The organism is Franconibacter helveticus LMG 23732 (genome assembly GCF_000463115.2).
Lineage (GTDB): Bacteria > Pseudomonadota > Gammaproteobacteria > Enterobacterales > Enterobacteriaceae > Franconibacter > Franconibacter helveticus.
This window is the reverse complement of record NZ_AWFX01000011.1, coordinates 1-16,571: the sequence shown is the minus strand read 5'-3', so window position 1 is coordinate 16,571 and position 16,571 is coordinate 1. Positions and strand designations below refer to the sequence as shown.

The 16,571-nt window shown below is 55.6% G+C and carries 15 protein-coding genes and 1 pseudogene; 8 read left to right on the top strand and 8 right to left on the bottom strand.

The genetic code is table 11. The annotated features are described in order from the left end of the window. Positions 1-42: 42 nt before the first annotated feature. From DW56_RS04190 to DW56_RS04175, 4 genes are all read right to left on the bottom strand, one after another. Entirely contained in the window at positions 43-1,503 is a 1,461-nt protein-coding gene (locus tag DW56_RS04190) for an ABC transporter substrate-binding protein (protein ID WP_411431244.1), read from the bottom strand. 116 nt (positions 1,504-1,619) lie between these two features. Further along, the gene (gene ddpX / locus DW56_RS04185) at positions 1,620-2,204 is read right to left on the bottom strand and encodes a D-alanyl-D-alanine dipeptidase (protein ID WP_024562246.1); all 585 of its coding nucleotides are present in this window, start codon (positions 2,202-2,204) and stop codon (positions 1,620-1,622) included. Positions 2,205-2,218: 14 nt separating this feature from the next. Further along, the gene (locus tag DW56_RS04180) at positions 2,219-3,085 is read right to left on the bottom strand and encodes a MurR/RpiR family transcriptional regulator (protein ID WP_024552597.1); all 867 of its coding nucleotides are present in this window, start codon (positions 3,083-3,085) and stop codon (positions 2,219-2,221) included. Between the two features lie 263 nt (positions 3,086-3,348). After that, positions 3,349-4,434 (bottom strand): PDDEXK-like family protein, encoded by a 1,086-nt coding sequence (locus tag DW56_RS04175; protein ID WP_024552596.1) that lies wholly within the window; start codon positions 4,432-4,434, stop codon positions 3,349-3,351. 351 nt (positions 4,435-4,785) lie between these two features. On the opposite strand from DW56_RS04175, the gene symE reads away from it, so the two are divergent. The 8 genes from symE to DW56_RS04135 all read left to right on the top strand — a co-directional run bounded on the left by symE (position 4,786) and on the right by DW56_RS04135 (position 14,421). Then, a complete protein-coding gene (gene symE, locus DW56_RS04170) occupies positions 4,786-5,130 on the top strand; it encodes an endoribonuclease SymE (protein ID WP_024552595.1) in 345 nt (114 codons plus the stop codon). Positions 5,131-5,257: 127 nt separating this feature from the next. Beyond that, positions 5,258-6,058 carry a hypothetical protein gene (locus tag DW56_RS04165; RefSeq protein ID WP_024552594.1) on the top strand — a complete coding sequence of 267 codons (801 nt, stop codon included), beginning with the start codon at positions 5,258-5,260 and terminating at the stop codon, positions 6,056-6,058. A 141-nt stretch (positions 6,059-6,199) separates the two neighbouring features. Beyond that, the gene (locus DW56_RS04160) at positions 6,200-7,993 is read left to right on the top strand and encodes a GmrSD restriction endonuclease domain-containing protein (RefSeq protein WP_024552593.1); all 1,794 of its coding nucleotides are present in this window, start codon (positions 6,200-6,202) and stop codon (positions 7,991-7,993) included. A 370-nt stretch (positions 7,994-8,363) separates the two neighbouring features. Next, entirely contained in the window at positions 8,364-9,644 is a 1,281-nt protein-coding gene (locus tag DW56_RS04155; protein WP_024552592.1) for a DUF445 domain-containing protein, read from the top strand. Positions 9,645-9,978: 334 nt separating this feature from the next. Further along, complete coding sequence (locus DW56_RS04150; RefSeq protein ID WP_024552591.1) at positions 9,979-10,974, top strand: autoinducer 2 ABC transporter substrate-binding protein; 996 nt, start codon at positions 9,979-9,981, stop codon at positions 10,972-10,974. A 48-nt stretch (positions 10,975-11,022) separates the two neighbouring features. After that, positions 11,023-12,507, top strand: a complete 1,485-nt coding sequence (locus DW56_RS04145) for a sugar ABC transporter ATP-binding protein (RefSeq protein ID WP_024552590.1) — start codon at positions 11,023-11,025, stop codon at positions 12,505-12,507. Continuing rightward, a complete protein-coding gene (locus DW56_RS04140) occupies positions 12,500-13,471 on the top strand; it encodes an ABC transporter permease (protein WP_024552589.1) in 972 nt (323 codons plus the stop codon). The genes DW56_RS04145 and DW56_RS04140 overlap by 8 nt, the downstream gene beginning before the upstream one ends. After that, positions 13,468-14,421, top strand: a complete 954-nt coding sequence (locus DW56_RS04135) for an ABC transporter permease (RefSeq protein WP_024552588.1) — start codon at positions 13,468-13,470, stop codon at positions 14,419-14,421. Before DW56_RS04140 ends, DW56_RS04135 begins: the two co-directional genes overlap by 4 nt. A gap of 45 nt (positions 14,422-14,466) precedes the next feature. Here the strand turns inward: DW56_RS04135 and DW56_RS04130 are convergent, their stop codons facing one another. From DW56_RS04130 to DW56_RS23115, 4 genes and pseudogenes are all read right to left on the bottom strand, one after another. Continuing rightward, entirely contained in the window at positions 14,467-15,504 is a 1,038-nt protein-coding gene (locus DW56_RS04130; protein WP_024552587.1) for a hypothetical protein, read from the bottom strand. 109 nt (positions 15,505-15,613) lie between these two features. After that, positions 15,614-16,390 carry a lysine/arginine/ornithine ABC transporter substrate-binding protein gene (locus tag DW56_RS04125; protein WP_024552586.1) on the bottom strand — a complete coding sequence of 259 codons (777 nt, stop codon included), beginning with the start codon at positions 16,388-16,390 and terminating at the stop codon, positions 15,614-15,616. A gap of 14 nt (positions 16,391-16,404) precedes the next feature. Continuing rightward, positions 16,405-16,497: pseudogene (locus tag DW56_RS22825) on the bottom strand (hypothetical protein); the annotation flags it as partial. A gap of 17 nt (positions 16,498-16,514) precedes the next feature. Beyond that, positions 16,515-16,571, bottom strand: coding sequence for an IS1 family transposase (locus DW56_RS23115; protein WP_003032489.1), 57 nt, complete (start codon positions 16,569-16,571; stop codon positions 16,515-16,517).

Genomic DNA, 16,571 nt, shown 5'->3' with positions numbered 1-16,571 from the left:
TCCCCCTCGCGGGACCGCAGTTTCGGCCCCGCGCGTTACGGCTTACTTGCTCATGGTGGCGACGTTGAAGACCTGCTCCAGCATCGGGTTAAAGACAAAGCCTTTTACCTCTTTATTCATCGCCAGCTGGTAGTTCTTCTGGAAGAGATAAACGTAAGCGGCGTCGGCAATCACGATTTTCTGCGCCTCCTGATAATCCTTCGTGCGCGACGCCTGATCGGTGGTCGCAAGCGCCTGCTGAAGCAGCTTGTCCACCTGCGGGTTTTCATAGAACGAGCGGTTGCCCGGCAGCCCTTTTTTGTCCGACTCAAACCAGTAGTTCATAAACATGTACGGGTCGGCGAAGTCCGGGCTCCAGTTGCCGATGGCGATGTCGTAATCCCCTTTGCCCACGCGGTCACGCATGGTGGCGTTGGCAAGCTTCTCAAGCTTCACGTTAATGCCAAGCTTGCTGAGGCTCGCCTGGGTGGAGAGCGCAATCGGCTCCCAGTTCGGGTCGTTATCTGAGTAAAGGAAGCTGAGCGTTTTTGGCTTGTCCGCCACCTTCTCAAACGCGGCTTTCGCCTTCGCTTCATCCAGGGTGTACTGCATGGCGTTTGCGTCATAGCTCCACATCCCTTCCGGAACCGGCCCGCGCATCTGCTTGCCGTTGCCGCTCAGAATGCCCTTCACCATGCCCTGATAGTCGGTGGACCACGAAATGGCGCGGCGCAGCTCCGGCTGGTTCAATGGCGCTTTGCTGTTGTTGAGGTAAAGATAGGTCACGCGCAGCGCCGGAAACTCCGCCACCGCCACTTTGCCTTCCTGCTTCAGGGCGTTGAGCTGGTCGGTCGGCAGGGAGTCGGCGATGTCGATATCGCCGCGGGAAAGTTGCAGGCGTCGCGAAGCGCTTTCGCCAATAATCTTCACCGACACGCGCTTAAAGTTGGGTTTGGCGCCCGCGTAGTGCGGGTTTGGCACCAGCACCAGCTGCTGCCCTTTCTGCCAGCTTTTCAACATAAACGGGCCGGAACCCGCGGTGTTTTCGGCTAAAAAGCCGCGCGCATCATCCGCTGCGTGCGCTTTCAGCACCGCCGGGTTGATGATAGAAGCGCCATCGTTGGCGAGCGTATAGAGGAACGGCGCAAACGGCGTCACCAGGGTAAATTTTACGGTGTGCTCGTCTACCGCTTCCACTTTCAGATCTTTCGGGAACGCTTCGGACGGGCCCTGGTTGATTTTCAGCAGCCGCTCAAACGACTGCTTAACTGCGTCGGCGGTGACCGGCGAGCCGTCGGCGAACTTCGCATTTTTATTAAGCGTAAAGGTCCAGGTTTTCTGGTCATCGGAAGTTTGCCAGCTTTCGGCCAGGTCGCCCGTCACTTCTGTGGAGCCTTTACCGCCCTCGGTTTTGTACTGCACCAGCCGCTGGTAAGCGGGATAGGTGATTGTCCAGTCGTTATTGTCGATAGTGACCGCCGGGTCGAGGGTTTGCGGGTCCGCCGCTTTGCCGATGACCAGCATGTCTTTGGGCACCGCCGCCTGGGCGGCAGGCAAAGAGAGGGCGACAGCGGCGGCAATCAGGGCCGGACGTAACAGCGAAACGCAGGTGTGTGTTGTCTTCATCACAAAGCTCCGGATCAAAGGGGAAGTGTCGTTATGGTTTTTGGCGCGTAGCAGCCGAACAGGTCGTTCAGCAGCGGATAACTGGCGGCGTTCGGCAGTTCGAAGTGCCACCACTCGCTTTCAATGCCCACAAAGCCGCCGCCGTGCATGATGGCGTTCAGCAGCAGGCGGTTGCGCTGGGCGGCAGGCGGCACGGAAGGGTGCCAGGCGTGCGAGCGGTCGTGCATTTCGTCGAAACCTGCGCCCATGTCGAGGGTGCGGCCCTGATCGTCCATCAGCGTGAGATCTATCGCCGTGCCCCGGCTGTGGTTGGAACCGATATCTACCGCGACCACATATTCCGGATTGGGACAGGCCTGCCAGAGCAGCGCCTGGGCCTGCTGTGGGCGGTACGCGTCGTACACCATCAGCCGGAACCCCGCCAGCGCGGCGATATGAATGCTTTTCTCAAGCGCCGCGGCGGCGTCCGGGTGCAGCAGGCAGCGGGCTTCGCGGTAAATCGGCGCGCCGGTGATGTTGTCGGCGCTGGCGTATTTCAGATCGATAAGCAGCGCCGGGAAAGCGGCTTCGATATCGACCAGTTCAGATTGCTGAGTCATGGCGCGTGTCCTGTTTAACGTTCAAATTGACCAAATTCCTGCTGCAACTGGCGGTTTGCCGCAAGCCGGCCTGCCAGCCGCTCGCCGAGTTCATCCACCACTGCCGAAAGCAGCAGGTTGAAAAGACAGCTCACCGGCGCGAGCGAATCCCAGAAGTGGCCGGTATCGGTTTTTACCTGGAGAAGGTCGAGTTCATAATCCCGCGCCCAGGGGCACCAGACATCGGTCACCAGCGCAAGGCCGATGTTGCGGCTGCTTGCCACCCGGCAATACTGGCGAGCCACGCTGGAATAGGCGCGGGTATCCGTCACCACCACATAGGGATGGTCGTATTCAGAGTTCAGCGACTCCAGCCAGCTGCCTGAAAGCCCTTCGGCGTAACTGACTCGCGGGCGCAGGTATTCAAGGTGGCTGAAAAACGCATTGGCGATGCCGCGCGTGGACTGGATGCCGAGGATAAACACCGCGTCGGCGCTGGCGAGCCGTTTCGCCACGCGGTGGAACGCCTCGCTCTGCGCCAGCTGGTAAACGTGATTGATGGCGTCAAGCTCCAGCGCCAGCGACTGGCGGGCGCGATCCGGCAGGTCGCGCTGCTGCTGCCAGGAATCGAGACGCTCGTTAATGCCCCACGGCTGATACGGCGCCTGGGGCTGCTCGCGCAGGCTGCTTTTGACATCGTCCAGGTTGCGGTAGCCGAGCTTGCGCAGATAGCGCCCAACGGTAATGCCGGTGGTGCCGGTTGCGCGCGCAATGCTGTCCGCCGTCTCAAACGGAATTTGCGCCGCGTGGTTCAGCAGCCACCCCGCCACGCGCTTGCCGCTCGGGGTTTGCTGGCTGAATGTCGCTTCGATTCGGGCAATCAGTTCAGGTTTGCTCGCCATTACCGCCTCGATGTTATCTCGCTGTCATCGCGCATCACGCTGTTACGTGACTAACAATGCACGGCGTATGCCAGGTTCACGCCGAACGCGAAACGGCGCGTAATAACAGGCCTGACGGGGTCATAAGAAATACTTTTGTTTAACAAATGATCAACAAGTGTGCAGCATAGTGCAGTTTTGGTGCAGCAGGCAGGCGGTAAAGCAGGATCTGGAGTGAAGGTCACATTTGGCGGCCGGGATAACGTTACCCCGGCCTGAGGGGGTTATTCGCCGCGCTTTGTCAGTTCGAAATCGTCGAGCACTGCCATTTGTCTGGCGATTTCCGCAAATAAAGCGTGCTTATCAACATTTTTTTGGTCAATTAACACCTGAAAGCCGATAATTTTTCCCTGGCCTTCATTCCAGGGCGCTTCATACGTTTCATGGTTCAGGCAAGCTTTTGCTTCTTCACGAAGCGCCTCGCTGGTGAGGTTGCAGGCGTAGGTACGAACATCAAACGTTTCTCCCGGCGTTGCGTTGAGATACAGCACCACGTCTGATGCGCTTACCCAGTGTGAAAAGGCGTAACGTAAGGCCGGATAACCATACCAGTGGTTAAGGCGGGTTGATATTTCATACCCCTGGTCAGCAAAATGGTTTTCCAGGTAGCGTAGCCCCTCTTCCTGAACTGATTTAATTACGTTGTTTTTCAGGTTTAGCATTTCCTGAATTTGATCAAGATTTTCCAGTACAAAACGTTCTGTGGTCTCAGGAATAGCGCTTTTCATCATTAACGACTCCAGATGGAGAATAAATTCGCGTAAAAGAACCAGCCATTTATTTACCGGACCGGTAATAAAAGCTTTGCCTAAACATTCCGAAAGGGCCGTTAACAACGCTTTATAAGCAATGCCGTGCCAGCCTGCCGGGGCTTTGCCTTCGGGCGACAACACCACGTAGTAAAAATCTTTGTGGCGGTAGGCCGCCTCCGTTTTAAGGTGATCCTGATAATCTTCAAAAGGGTTATTTTGTTGATGCCGAATTTTATTTTCCAGCACCAACACCCATTCGTCCGATTCCAGCAACATATCGATTCGGTTGCCTTTTTCCGTACTTGCTTCTCGCTCAGGCGCGCAAACTAATGACGCATCCAGCGCCTGCCCCTGCGGCAGGCAAGAGAGCAGCGCCTCAAGAACGCGGTTTCCCAGCCCGTGCTCTGCCTCGGGCCACAGAAAAAACGCAAGCACATCGCTGACGGGGTTTTCATAGTGGCCTCGGGCGCCAATAGAAAACATATTGGGCTCACGCTTCTCAATGGCAGGCAGCGTCGTCAGTTTATCAAGCAGCGCCTGGAGTTCCTCTTCTTGCATAGAGCATCCTTATAACAACGTTAACCAGTACGGACCGGGCATGCTTAACGCTGTGCCGGGAACATGCCGGCAGTAAATCGCCGTGGGTTTTGAACAGGCCCGCCGTACTATAACGCCCATAAAAAGATGCGCAATTAACGCGTTATCCTCCGCCCTTTTTCTGCTCTGACAACAAGTCTGGTTTTGTAGCGAAGAAGAAACAGAAACCGAAGCTCTGGTTTCGGATTACATAAATAGCCCAGCGAATTTAGCTGTATATAATCACAGCATCATTCCACGTAAGCCTTTACGCGTAGTCATGGCGTTTTGCGGCTTATGCATACCGTAACCAGCTTCAGGAAGGAGATCATGATGACGCCGATTGAGAATAACGCCGCGATGGAACCATGCGTGGAAGCGGCGGCCTTGCACCGCATCAAAGTCAGTTACTCGACCCGCTACAGCGACCATGAGTCTATTCCGGCGCTGAACCTGAAGGGCAAATGGCTGGAAGCCGCAGGTTTTGCTACCGGCACTGAGGCGGACATTCGCGTGATGGCGGGCTGCCTCGTCATCACCGCCCGCCCCGCCGCGCAGGCGCCGCAAGAGCCGGAGCTAATGACGGCGCTGCGCAAGGTTTGCAAGCTCTCGGCGCGCAAGCAAAAGCAGGTGCAGGAGTTTATTAGCGTGGTGGCGGGGAAAGCGGCGAAGCGGTAAGCGCCGCGTTTAAAAGCAGACCTGCCAGAATATGGCGTATGAATCGCCAGGCAGATTCCCTAAGATGGCTCTCTTTTTGCCGGATCGCCATGGCCTGGCGTACGGCGCCCTTCTCAGGAATGAGTTTATGAAAAAACGCTATGTGCTTGTGCCTACCGTCGCCATTTTTATTGTCTGGCTGCTGGTTTACATATTATCCCGCTATATAGCGATGTCGGATGTCAGTGAACCCACAAATACCCTGTTTAATATGTTCAACGTGCTTTTTACAGCGCTGGCCTTTACCGGAGTAATTGGTTCGCTCTATTACCAGACGGCGGAATCCCGACGCGCATCTAAAGAATTAGTCGAGCGTTCTATTCTGGAGCTATTTACTATTTATACCGCCAGCGACTTTCAGAAAACCAAAGATCACGCCTTCTTTTGTCTGCTGCTGGCGGTGAAAGACAGCCAGTACGCACGTTTTCTTACCAGCCGCCTCTTTCCGATTGAACGCAGGCCGTTTCCGGATTCCGTGATGGCCCATTACAAAACGCTTAAGCCGGAGCTGGCAGATAAAAGCCGCGAAGAGATCATCGACTATGATCGCGCCGCCCGGCTGAAGCTTGACGACGCACTCAACTTTTTCGCCATGCTTTCTCATAAAGAGGCGGCAAAAGACGTGATAAAGCATGTCGATTTCGCTTATGACTGGTGGCGGCCCACCCTCTGGCTAATAGCGCAGTTGCAAAAAGAGCATCGCGAGCAGCACGAGTCTGTTCAGCAGTATTGCCGCAACCCGCTGCTGCACGTCACGCTAAGCCAGCTTGATGCCATATACGGCTACCCTCTTCTGACTACGAAAGAAGAGATATATGGATATCTGCGCGCCCACCCGTGGTTGCAGGAACAACATATTGACCCGGCGTTTTTTGAAGCAAAGCCGTAAGGAAGATTTACAATGTTACCGGCATGCGTAAAGGCTACATAAGGTTTTAAAAAGACAATACATGGATCCGAATGCATGCTTAATGCCGGATATCTTTATAAAAAATGTATATAGATTTAAACACTCAGCAAGGATGTGCTTATGTCGACTTTTGATAGCACCAGGCTTCCTCTTAAAGACCTTCTCAAAGAGATTGTAAGCGGCAAAATACAGCTACCAGACTTTCAGCGCGGTTGGGTATGGGATGATGAGCATGTCCGCAGCTTACTGGTAAGCCTTGGGCGCTCGTTTCCTGTCGGAGCGGTAATGTTGCTTGAGACAGGCGGTGAGGTGCGCTTCCAGGTCAGGCCCGTGGAAAATGTTCCACCGCAGGCGCTGTCGGCCCCGGAAAAACTGATTCTGGATGGTCAGCAACGCTTAACCACTCTGACCCAGGTTTTAAAACTCTCTGGCCCGGTAAAAACAACAACAGAAAAAGGGAAGCCAATTGACCGTTATTACTACATTCATATTCCAACAGCCCTGGCTGGGCCAGACAAACTGGATGACGCGCTAATAGCCACTGATGGCAATCGTCAGATTCGCAATGATTTTGGGCGCAATATCGTTTTAGATCTTTCTACACGAGAACAAGAATGTCAGCAGCTTTATTTTCCTTGTTCTGAAATTCTGGAAGCCATGGGATGGCTACAAGATCTATATAAAATGAACAGCTCTGCTGTGCCACAATTCTTCGAATTTAAATCGCATATTCTGGACGCTTTTAACGATTATCAACTTCCGCTTATTGTACTGAAGAAAGAGACCAGCAAAGAAGCAGTATGTCTGGTATTCGAAAAGGTAAATACTGGCGGCGTACCGCTTTCTGTATTTGAACTGGTGACTGCAAGTTACGCTGCCGATGGTTATAACTTGCGTGATGACTGGTACGGTAGCGAACAACGCGGTGTTTCATCCCGCATGCAACGTCTTACTAAAGAGCCTGTTCTGCGTGGTGTAGAAAATACCGATTTTCTCCAGACTATCACCATGCTTCACACACTGGAAAAAAGGCGTGCCGATCTCGCAGCGGGCAAAACAGGGAAACAGATCTCCCCCGTAAGCGCCAAGCGTGCCTCTGTGCTGGAATTGCCGCTTTCTGCTTACTTGAAGTGGGCCGATGTCGTTGAACAGGGGTTCCTGAGGACAGCCAAATTTCTGCGTCAGGAGTGCTTTACTTCACAACGGGATTTACCTTATCGCACTCAATTGGCCCCCCTTGCTGCTGTACTGGCTATTATGGGAGATAACGAACGTTGGCGCGAACCCCAAATCTATCAGAAACTTACACGTTGGTACTGGTGTGGTGTTTTGGGTGAGCTCTACGGCGGTGCGGTTGAAAGCCGCATGGCAAATGATGTGGAAGAATTATCAGACTGGATTGAGATGTCCGGTGACGTACCACGTACAATCAACGATGCAACATTCCAGATTGATCGCCTTAGTTCTCTTACTTCTCGTTTAAGCGCAGCCTATAAAGGAATTAACATTCTGGTGATGCGTGAAGGCGCATACGATCTTTTCTGGAAGTCTCAAATCAGGCACCTTGAGGCTGATGAAGTTGCGTTAGATATTCATCATATTTTTCCCAAAGACTGGTGCGAGAAAAATGGCATTACAAAACGTCAGTACGATTCGATTATTAACAAAACGCCAATTTCTTATAAAGCAAACAGAATGATTGGCGGCTCAGCCCCTTCTGTTTACCTGGCGGCGCTACAATCACATCAGCAGGTTCAACTGGACGAGGCTTCAATGAATAAGCTGCTGGAAAGCCATCGCTTGCCAGTTACGCCGATGCGTGAAGATGATTTTTTTACCTTTTACGAGCTGCGTCAGAAAGAGCTTTTAAAGCTAATTGAAAGGGTAATGGGTAAGAAGACAGATCCGGCATAACATGACTGGAAAGTGAGTTTTTGATATTGAAGCCTGGCCCGGCAAATCAAAGGCATCGGGCCTGACTTACTTTGCTGCTTCACTTTTTTCTTTGGCTTAGCAGAGTGCTTTGCACCATTAAGAAGTTAATTCGCGCCTTGTAACGAATGGAAAATTACCCCCTATTGCCCTGTAGTCCGCCAGGCGACCGATGCCGTGTTCCAGTTAATACTGCTGCTTTCAAACATGACACCTGCGCGGGCTGGGAGCTCACTATTGATGAGCAAGAGAATAAGCGAGCCCATCTTTCCCCTCGCTTAAACCTTTAGCCGCATTGAGGCCGCACATAACATCTTTGCACCTTCCCCCCCTTCGCCTCTATGCTTAACCCATGGAAAAATTAGCTGAACTCAAACGTACCAAGCGGCTGGCGCTGTCGCTGCTGCTGGTCGCGATAGCAACTTTTATCACTACGCTCTTTCTGCCGCCGAACTTCTGGGTGAGCGGGTTGAAGGCGATATCAGAGGCGGCGATGGTCGGCGCGCTGGCGGACTGGTTTGCCGTGGTGGCGCTGTTCCGCCGCGTGCCGCTGCCGTTTATCTCGCGCCACACCGCCATTATCCCGCGCAACAAAGACCGCATCGGCGATAACCTCGGGCGCTTTGTGCAGGAGAAATTTCTCGACACCCAATCGCTGGTGGCGCTCATTCGCCGTCATGAACCAGCAAACATCATCGGCGCCTGGCTTAGCAAGCCGGAGAACGCAGAGCGCGTCGGCCAGCAGCTTTTACAGGTGATGAGCGGCTTTCTGGAACTGACCGACGACAGCCGCATTCAGGGGCTGTTGCGTCGTGCGGTGCATAAAGCGATTGATAAAGTCGACCTTACGCACTCCAGCGCGCTGGTGCTGGAAAGCCTGACGAAGAACAACCGCCACCAGGTACTGCTGGATTCGCTTATTGCGCAGCTCATTAAGCTGATTCAAAAAGAGAGCTCGCGCGAGTTTATCGCCCGCCAGGTCGTGCACTGGCTCAAAACCGAGCATCCGCGTAAAGCAAAAATCCTGCCTACCGAGTGGCTGGGCGAGCAAAGCGCCGAGCTGGTATCAAGCGCCGTGAACTCCATGCTTGACGACATCAGCCAGGATCAGGCCCACCAGCTGCGCCAGGCCTTTGACCGCGCCACCCTGAAATTTATCGACAGGCTGAAAAGCGACCCGGAAATGGCGGCGCGGGCGGAAAACATCAAAAGCTATCTCAAGGAAGACGAGGCGTTTAACCGTTACCTGAGCGAGCTGTGGGGAGACCTGCGCGGCTGGCTTAAGGCGGATATGAACAGCGAAGACTCCCGCACCCGCCAGCGCATCGCCGATGCCGGACAGTGGTTCGGCGAAACGCTGGTCAACGATGGCGCGCTGCGCGCTTCGCTAAACGAGCATCTTGAGCGGGCGGCCACCAGCGTGGCGCCGGAGTTTGCCGCGTTCCTTACCCGCCACATCAGCGACACGGTAAAAAGCTGGGACGCGCGGGATATGTCGCAACAAATTGAGCTGAATATCGGCAAAGATCTTCAGTTTATCCGTATTAACGGCACGCTGGTCGGCGGCGCGATTGGGCTAATGCTCTATCTGCTGTCGCAAATTCCCGCGCTGCTGCGTATGGCGGGCGTGTAAATACGATGGCGCGTTTCAGCGCCATTTTATTTATTTTTCGGTTGAGTTCAGGGAATAAGCAAAATAATTTCCCAGGTTATTCATTGCGCTAAAAAACGCCATAATACATTTTCATGTTTAATTTATAAGCCGTTGCACAACCTCGTGTGAAACCAGTCACAAACGGGGAAAAGAGGTTTTTTATCCATATCTGTAGCAGCTTATTAACTATCTCGGAAGTAATCGCCTGTTTACTCTCCAATATATTCATTAAATAAATCTTACAGATATTCCCTACCCTGCGGGCCGTTATCTCGCCCGCCCCTCTGCACCTGACCTGTTACGAGGCAACGTCATGAATAAACGACTTGTTATGAATACGGTTTCTTTTTTATTGCTCGGCATGGCGTGTGCCTCTGCGCCCCTTTATGCAGCCGAAAGCGCGACGCAAAAAACGGTGGTAAACATTTCCAAAGTTGATGGCATGCCGTGGTTTAACCGCATGGGCGAAGGCGTGGTCGAAGCGGGCAAAGCGTTTAATGTCAATGCGTCACAGGTTGGCCCGGCCAGCACCGACGCCCCGCAGCAGGTGAAAATCATCGAAGATTTGATTGCCCGCAAGGTCAACGCCATTACCATCGTGCCGAACGACGCCAACGTGCTGGAGCCGGTCTTTAAGAAAGCGCGGGACGCGGGCATCGTGGTGCTGACCAATGAATCCCCCGGCCAGCCCAGCGCCAACTGGGATGTGGAAATCATCGATAACGAGAAGTTCGCCGCCGAGTACGTAGAGCATATGGCGAAGCGCATGGGCGGCAAAGGCGGCTATGTGATTTACGTCGGCAGCCTGACGGTGCCGCAGCACAACCTGTGGGCGGACCTGCTGGTGAAGTACCAGAAAGAGAAATACCCGGAGATGCATGAGGTCACTAAGCGTATGCCCGTGGCGGAAAGCGTGGACGACTCGCGCCGCACCACGCTCGATATGATGAAAACCTACCCGGATCTCAAAGCGGTCGTCTCCTTTGGCTCCAACGGCCCGATCGGCGCAGGTCGCGCAGTCAAAGAGAAGCGCGCCAAAAACAAAGTGGCGGTCTACGGCATGATGATCCCGTCGCAGGCGGCGTCGTTAATCAAAAGCGGCGACATTACCGAAGGCATTACCTACGACCCGGCGACCGCAGGCTACGCGCTTACCGCCGTGGCCAGCACGCTGTTTAAAGGCGAAGAGATCAAGCCCGGTTTTGAGCTGAAAAACCTCGGCAAAGCGGACGTGGATACTGACAAACGCATCATCCGCTTTCACAAGGTGCTGCTGGTCAATAAAGAGAATATCGACTCCCTCTATTAAACCTTTTTCGGGGTGGGCGACCGCCCCGCGCTAACACCAGGGGATGCTATGGAACCTTTCCTTTCCCTTCGTCACGTCAGCAAAACGTTTCACGGCACCCGCGCTCTTAACGATGTCTCGCTCGACTTTATGCCGGGCGAAGTGCATTGCCTGGCGGGGCAGAACGGCTGCGGGAAGTCGACGCTGATTAAGATTATCTCCGGCGTTTACCAGCCGGATCACGGCGCGCAGATAACGCTTGGCGGCAAAAGCTGGCCGCGCCTGCACCCGGCGGCGTCCGTCGCGCAGGGCATTCAGGTGATTTACCAGGATTTATCGCTGTTCCCCAACCTCAACGTCTGGGAGAACATCGCCATTAACCACTACCACCATGGCCTGCTGGTAAAGCGCGGCGCGCTTCGCCGGGCGGCGGCGCAGGCGATGGCGAGCATTAATGTTCACCTGCCGCTGGATGCGCCAGTGGAGTCGTTATCTATCGCCCGCTGCCAGCTTGTCGCCATCTGCCGGGCGCTGGCGCAGGACGCGCGGCTTATCATCATGGATGAACCCACCGCTTCGCTCACCCATCAGGAGGTGGAAGGACTGCTGCACGTGGTGCGCCAGCTTCGCGAGCGCGGCATCTGCGTGGTGTTCGTCAGCCACCGTCTTGAAGAGGTGATGGCCGTTTCCGACCGCATCTCGGTGCTGAAAGACGGCAACCTGGTCGGCACCTGGCAGGCGAGCGACATTACCACCAAACGTCTCGGCTTCCTGATGACCGGCATGGAGTTCGAGTATCAGGTGCGCGAACTGCGCCAGGGGGCGCAGAGCACGCCAGTGCTTGAGGTGCGCAACTTAAGCCGCCACGGCGAATATGAGGATGTGTCGCTGAAGGTCGAGGCGGGCGAAGTGGTCTCTATTGTGGGCCTGCTGGGCGCGGGCCGCACCGAGCTTTGCTTAAGCCTGTTCGGCATGACGAAGCCCGACCGCGGTGAGATCCTGATTAACGGCCATCCGGTGCGTTTTCACAGCAACCAGGACGCCATTCGTCATGGCATCGGGTACGTTTCAGAAGACCGCATGTCGCGCGGTCTGGTCATGACCCAGTCGATTGAGAACAACGTCATCAGCACCGTGTTTCACCAGGTGAAGGGGGCTTTCGGGCTTATCAGCGAGGCGAAAACCCGCGCGCTGGTCGACCGGCTGGTAAAAGCGCTGACCATTAAAACGTCTGATACGCGGCTTGCTGTTAACACCCTGTCCGGCGGCAACGCGCAGCGCGTGTCTATCGCTAAATGGCTCGCCATTACCCCGAAGTTGTTAATTCTCGACAGCCCTACGGTTGGGGTGGATATCGCCAACAAAGCGGGGATTTATCACATCATCAGCGACCTTGCCTCGCACGGCATCGCGGTGCTGATGGTGTGCGATGAGATTGAAGAAGCGTGGTATCAAAGCCACCGCATTCTGGTGATGCAGAAGGGGCGTATTACCCACAGCTTCCTGCCGGACCAGAGTTCACAGGAGCAGATTGCCGGGGTGGTGAATGGCTGAACTGAGAAAAAGGCATGAAGTCTGGCTGGCGCTGCTTATCGTCATCCTGTTTGCCGCGCTTGCCTGGCGCACGGAGGAGTTTTTAACCTTCGGCAACCTCTACGACCTGGTGAACAACTACGCGATGCTGACCATCCTGGCCTGCGGGCTGTTTGTGGTGCTGATTTCCGGCGGCATCGATATCTCTTTCCCCGCCATGACCATCATCGCCCAGTACGGCATGGTGCTGCTGTTGCAGAAGATTGGCGGCAACTTCGCCGTGGCGTTTCTGGCGGCGGGCGGCATTGGCGTGCTGCTGGGGCTGGTTAACGCGCTGCTGGTTAACCGGCTGCGGGTGCCCTCCATCATCATCACCATTTCGACGCTGAACATCTTTTACGGGCTGCTGCTGTGGCTCAGCAAAGGGGTGTGGCTGTATGACTTTCCGCCCTGGTTCGAGCAAGGGATCATGCTGTTTAAATTTACCGACGCGGACGGCTACGACTACGGCCTGGGGCTGCCGCTCATCGCCATGATTGCGGTGGTGCTGCTTACCGCCTTTCTCATGAACTTTACCGCCGTGGGCCGCCAGATTTACGCCATGGGCGGCAACCGGGAGTCTGCAAGCCGCATCGGCTTTAGCGTGCTGAAGCTGCAACTCTTTGTTTACGGCTATATGGGGCTGATGTCCGGCGCGGCGGGCGTGGTGCAGTCGTGGACGGTGATGACCGTGGCGCCCGATTCGCTGCTCGGCTACGAGCTAACCGTGCTGGCGGCGGTGGTGCTTGGCGGCACCAGCCTGACAGGCGGGCGCGGCACGCTCACCGGCACGCTGCTGGGGGTTGTGCTGCTCGCCGTCATGCAGAACGGCCTTAACCTGCTTGGCGTCTCCTCTTACTGGCAGACGCTGATTACCGGCGCGATCATCGTTGTTAGCATCAGCGCCACCGCATGGAGCCAGCACCAGAACCGGAGCCTGTTATGAAACGTTCGTGGCGTAATAACGTTGAAACTTACCTGATTGGCCTGCTGGCACTGGTGGTAATTGCGTTCAGCATCACCATGCCGGAGGTGTTCTGGTCCGCCAGCAACTTTCAGTCCATCGCCTCGCAGATGCCGGTGCTGGGCATTCTGGCGCTGGCGATGGCGGTGACCATGCTGTGCGGCGGCATTAACCTTTCGATTATCGCTACCGCCAACGCCTGCTCGCTGGTCATGGCGTGGGTCGCCACCAGCTACCCGCCAGGCGTTGGCACCGCTGTCGCCACGCTGCTGGCGGGCGCAGGGGCGGCGGTGATTATTGGGCTGTGCAACGGCGTGTTGATTGCTGGCATTCGCGTCTCGCCGATTCTGGCGACGCTTGGGATGATGACGCTGCTCAAGGGGGTGAACATTCTGATAACCGGCGGCAGCGCCATCGCCAACTACCCGGACTGGGTGCTGTGGCTGAACGGCGCGCAGTGGTTCGGCATTCCGCTGCCGATGTGGCTGTTCGCGGCGGTGGCGCTGGGGCTGTGGGTCGTGCTTGAGAAAAGCCCGCTCGGGCGCGCCATCTACCTGATTGGCGCCAACGAGCGCGCCACCTGGTATTCCGGCATTAATACCCGCCGCGTGCTGATCTGGGTTTACGTTATCTCCGCCCTGCTCTGCTGCGTGGCGGCGTTTCTGATGATGTCGAAGCTTAACTCCGCCAAGTCGTCGTATGGCGAATCTTACCTGCTGGTTTCCATTCTCGCCGCTGTGCTTGGCGGGGTGAATCCGGACGGCGGCGCCGGGCGCATCGTCGGCATGGTGCTGGCGCTGTTTCTGCTGCAAACCATCGAGAGCGGCTTCAATATCCTCGGCATCAGTCCCTACCTGACCATGGCGCTTTGGGGAATATTGCTGCTCTGCTTTATTCAGGCGCGGGGCATGCTGGGGCTGGAGCGGGTTTAAGAGAGACAAATTCCACAATAAAAAGCCAGCGGCGCTGGCTTTCGCTTATTCCTGACGCTGCAAAATCTTCTCCAGATACGCATCCGCCAGACCATGTTTTTGCAGGTAGGCGGTGAGTTCCTGCGCCCAGGCTTCGCCGTTGCCTAAAATGGCGCGGCTGTGGGTGGGCGCGTAGTAATAGCGGTTGTCGTAGAGATTCATCAGCGTCTGGTTGATGCCGTCGACGTTGAACTGCGGATTTTTGCGCTGCTGCATCTCAAGGGCATGCAGGATGCGCGCTTCGTGCTCCGGGTCCAGCGGATAGTCGTGCTCGCTCAATTCGCTCAGCACCAGGAAATCGGGCGCAATACCCTCTGCTATCGCCGCCTGCAAACGATAGTGTCCGTCCAGCACCACAAACGACGCGAGGCCCGCGATATACCAGACCAGCACCGGCGGCAGCGCGCCTTCACGGCACTTCTTGCGCCACCACTTCAGCCGCCCTTCTTCAGGCGTGATGGCGTAGCGCCCGAGCAGCAGGTTGCCGCCCCACCACCAGTCCACCAGCTTTACTTTTTCCGGGTTTGTCAGGTTCGGGAAATCTTCGCCGTAGAGCGTCCAGTCGCACCAGATATGCTGGCTACTGGCGGGAGAGTTAAAACGCCACTGCGCTAAAGGCAGAGAGGCGTTTATCGCATATGGCGCGGCGGGCTTTACCTGGGTCATCGGGCGCAGCAGCCAGCGGCGGGCGGGCAGCAGCGCGGCGGGGGAATCTATCAGGCGCTGCGCGAAGTAACGGCTCCACTGTGAAAGCCGGGCTTCCGGCCCCGCTTTTTTGATGGTTTCGACATCAGCAGAGGTGACTGGCGGCAGCAGCGCCTGCGCGCAGGAATGGTCGGCATTGAACACCAGCCAGACGCCGGAGTGGTCTGCCAGCACCGAGGCCCAGAAGAGCGGCGTCCCCTGGGCGTTGAGCGCCATACGGCTGGCGTGGCCGCTCAGCATCTCCATGGCGAGCCCGGCAGCGGGTTTATCCTGAATAACAAATTCCAGCCCCTGCCAGCTGTTGTCCCGGTCGCGAAAATCTTTCCAGTACCCCGCCATAACGCTTTTCCTTTTCACTAAGTTACGCGAAGTGTAAAGCAAGCCGGGAGCGGGGGAAATTCATCAATTCAGGGAGGGAAAATAAGCGGCCCGCAAGCCGCTCTTTTTATTACGCGCCGGAGTAAATATCGAAGCTGAAATATTGCGAGGCCAGCTTTTTATAGGTGCCGTCTGCCAGGATCTGGGCAATCGCGCCGTTGATCGCTTCGCGAAGCGCAGCGTCGTCTTTACGCAGGCCAATCGCCGCACCCGCGCCGAACAGCTCGTTATCCTGAAGCGCGCCGCCCACGAAGGCGTAATCTCTTCCCTGCGGCTTTTTCAGGAAGCTGTATTCCGCCATCACGCCCGAGAGTACGGCGCCGTCGATACGCCCGGACTCCAGGTCCTGAATCACACGGTCCGCACCCTGATACGCCACCACATTCACGCCCGCGTTGCGCCAGTATTTATTGGCATACGTTTCCTGGGCGGAACCCTGCTCCACGCCGATGGTTTTTCCTTTCAACTCTTTAATATCCGGCGCAGTAAAGGCGCCCTTGCGCGCCACTAAAAAGACCGGGCCGTTATAGAGCTTGTCGGTGAAATCAATCTGCTCTTTGCGTTTATCGGTGACATACATGCCGGAGAGAATGGCGTCGAACTTGCGCGCCTTCAGCGCCGGAATAATGCCGTCGAAATTATTTTCCACCCAGACGCATTTCGCCTGTAGCTTCTGGCAAATCGCGTTGCCTAAATCCACATCGAAGCCGATAACCTTGCCGTCGATATCTTTTGATTCAAACGGCGCGAAGGTCGGGTCTACCCCGAAACGAATTTCCTTAATTTCATTCGCCAGCGCAGGCGCGGAAATTAACAGCGCGAGCAGCGGCAGCATAAACTTTTTCATAGCAACATCCTGTATTAGCGGCAGTAAGATTCAACCAGGCGCGAGAAAAACGACGCGCCGGTGGAGATGATTTCATCGTTAAAGTCGTAGCCCGGGTTGTGAACCATGCGGTAATGACTCCAACTTATTGATAGTGTTTTATGTTCAGATAATGCCCGATGACTTTGTCATGCAGCTCCAC

What these genes read in the sequence shown, in the direction of transcription:
- DW56_RS04190 (WP_411431244.1), bottom strand. Translation starts at nt 1,503, where the DNA reads ATGCTGGTCATCGGCAAAGCGGCGGACCCGCAAACCCTCGACCCGGCG.
- ddpX (WP_024562246.1), bottom strand. Translation starts at nt 2,204, where the DNA reads ATGACTCAGCAATCTGAACTGGTCGATATCGAAGCCGCTTTCCCGGCG.
- DW56_RS04180 (WP_024552597.1), bottom strand. Translation starts at nt 3,085, where the DNA reads ATGGCGAGCAAACCTGAACTGATTGCCCGAATCGAAGCGACATTCAGC.
- DW56_RS04175 (WP_024552596.1), bottom strand. Translation starts at nt 4,434, where the DNA reads ATGCAAGAAGAGGAACTCCAGGCGCTGCTTGATAAACTGACGACGCTG.
- symE (WP_024552595.1), top strand. Translation starts at nt 4,786, where the DNA reads ATGACGCCGATTGAGAATAACGCCGCGATGGAACCATGCGTGGAAGCG.
- DW56_RS04165 (WP_024552594.1), top strand. Translation starts at nt 5,258, where the DNA reads ATGAAAAAACGCTATGTGCTTGTGCCTACCGTCGCCATTTTTATTGTC.
- DW56_RS04160 (WP_024552593.1), top strand. Translation starts at nt 6,200, where the DNA reads ATGTCGACTTTTGATAGCACCAGGCTTCCTCTTAAAGACCTTCTCAAA.
- DW56_RS04155 (WP_024552592.1), top strand. Translation starts at nt 8,364, where the DNA reads ATGGAAAAATTAGCTGAACTCAAACGTACCAAGCGGCTGGCGCTGTCG.
- DW56_RS04150 (WP_024552591.1), top strand. Translation starts at nt 9,979, where the DNA reads ATGAATAAACGACTTGTTATGAATACGGTTTCTTTTTTATTGCTCGGC.
- DW56_RS04145 (WP_024552590.1), top strand. Translation starts at nt 11,023, where the DNA reads ATGGAACCTTTCCTTTCCCTTCGTCACGTCAGCAAAACGTTTCACGGC.
- DW56_RS04140 (WP_024552589.1), top strand. Translation starts at nt 12,500, where the DNA reads ATGGCTGAACTGAGAAAAAGGCATGAAGTCTGGCTGGCGCTGCTTATC.
- DW56_RS04135 (WP_024552588.1), top strand. Translation starts at nt 13,468, where the DNA reads ATGAAACGTTCGTGGCGTAATAACGTTGAAACTTACCTGATTGGCCTG.
- DW56_RS04130 (WP_024552587.1), bottom strand. Translation starts at nt 15,504, where the DNA reads ATGGCGGGGTACTGGAAAGATTTTCGCGACCGGGACAACAGCTGGCAG.
- DW56_RS04125 (WP_024552586.1), bottom strand. Translation starts at nt 16,390, where the DNA reads ATGAAAAAGTTTATGCTGCCGCTGCTCGCGCTGTTAATTTCCGCGCCT.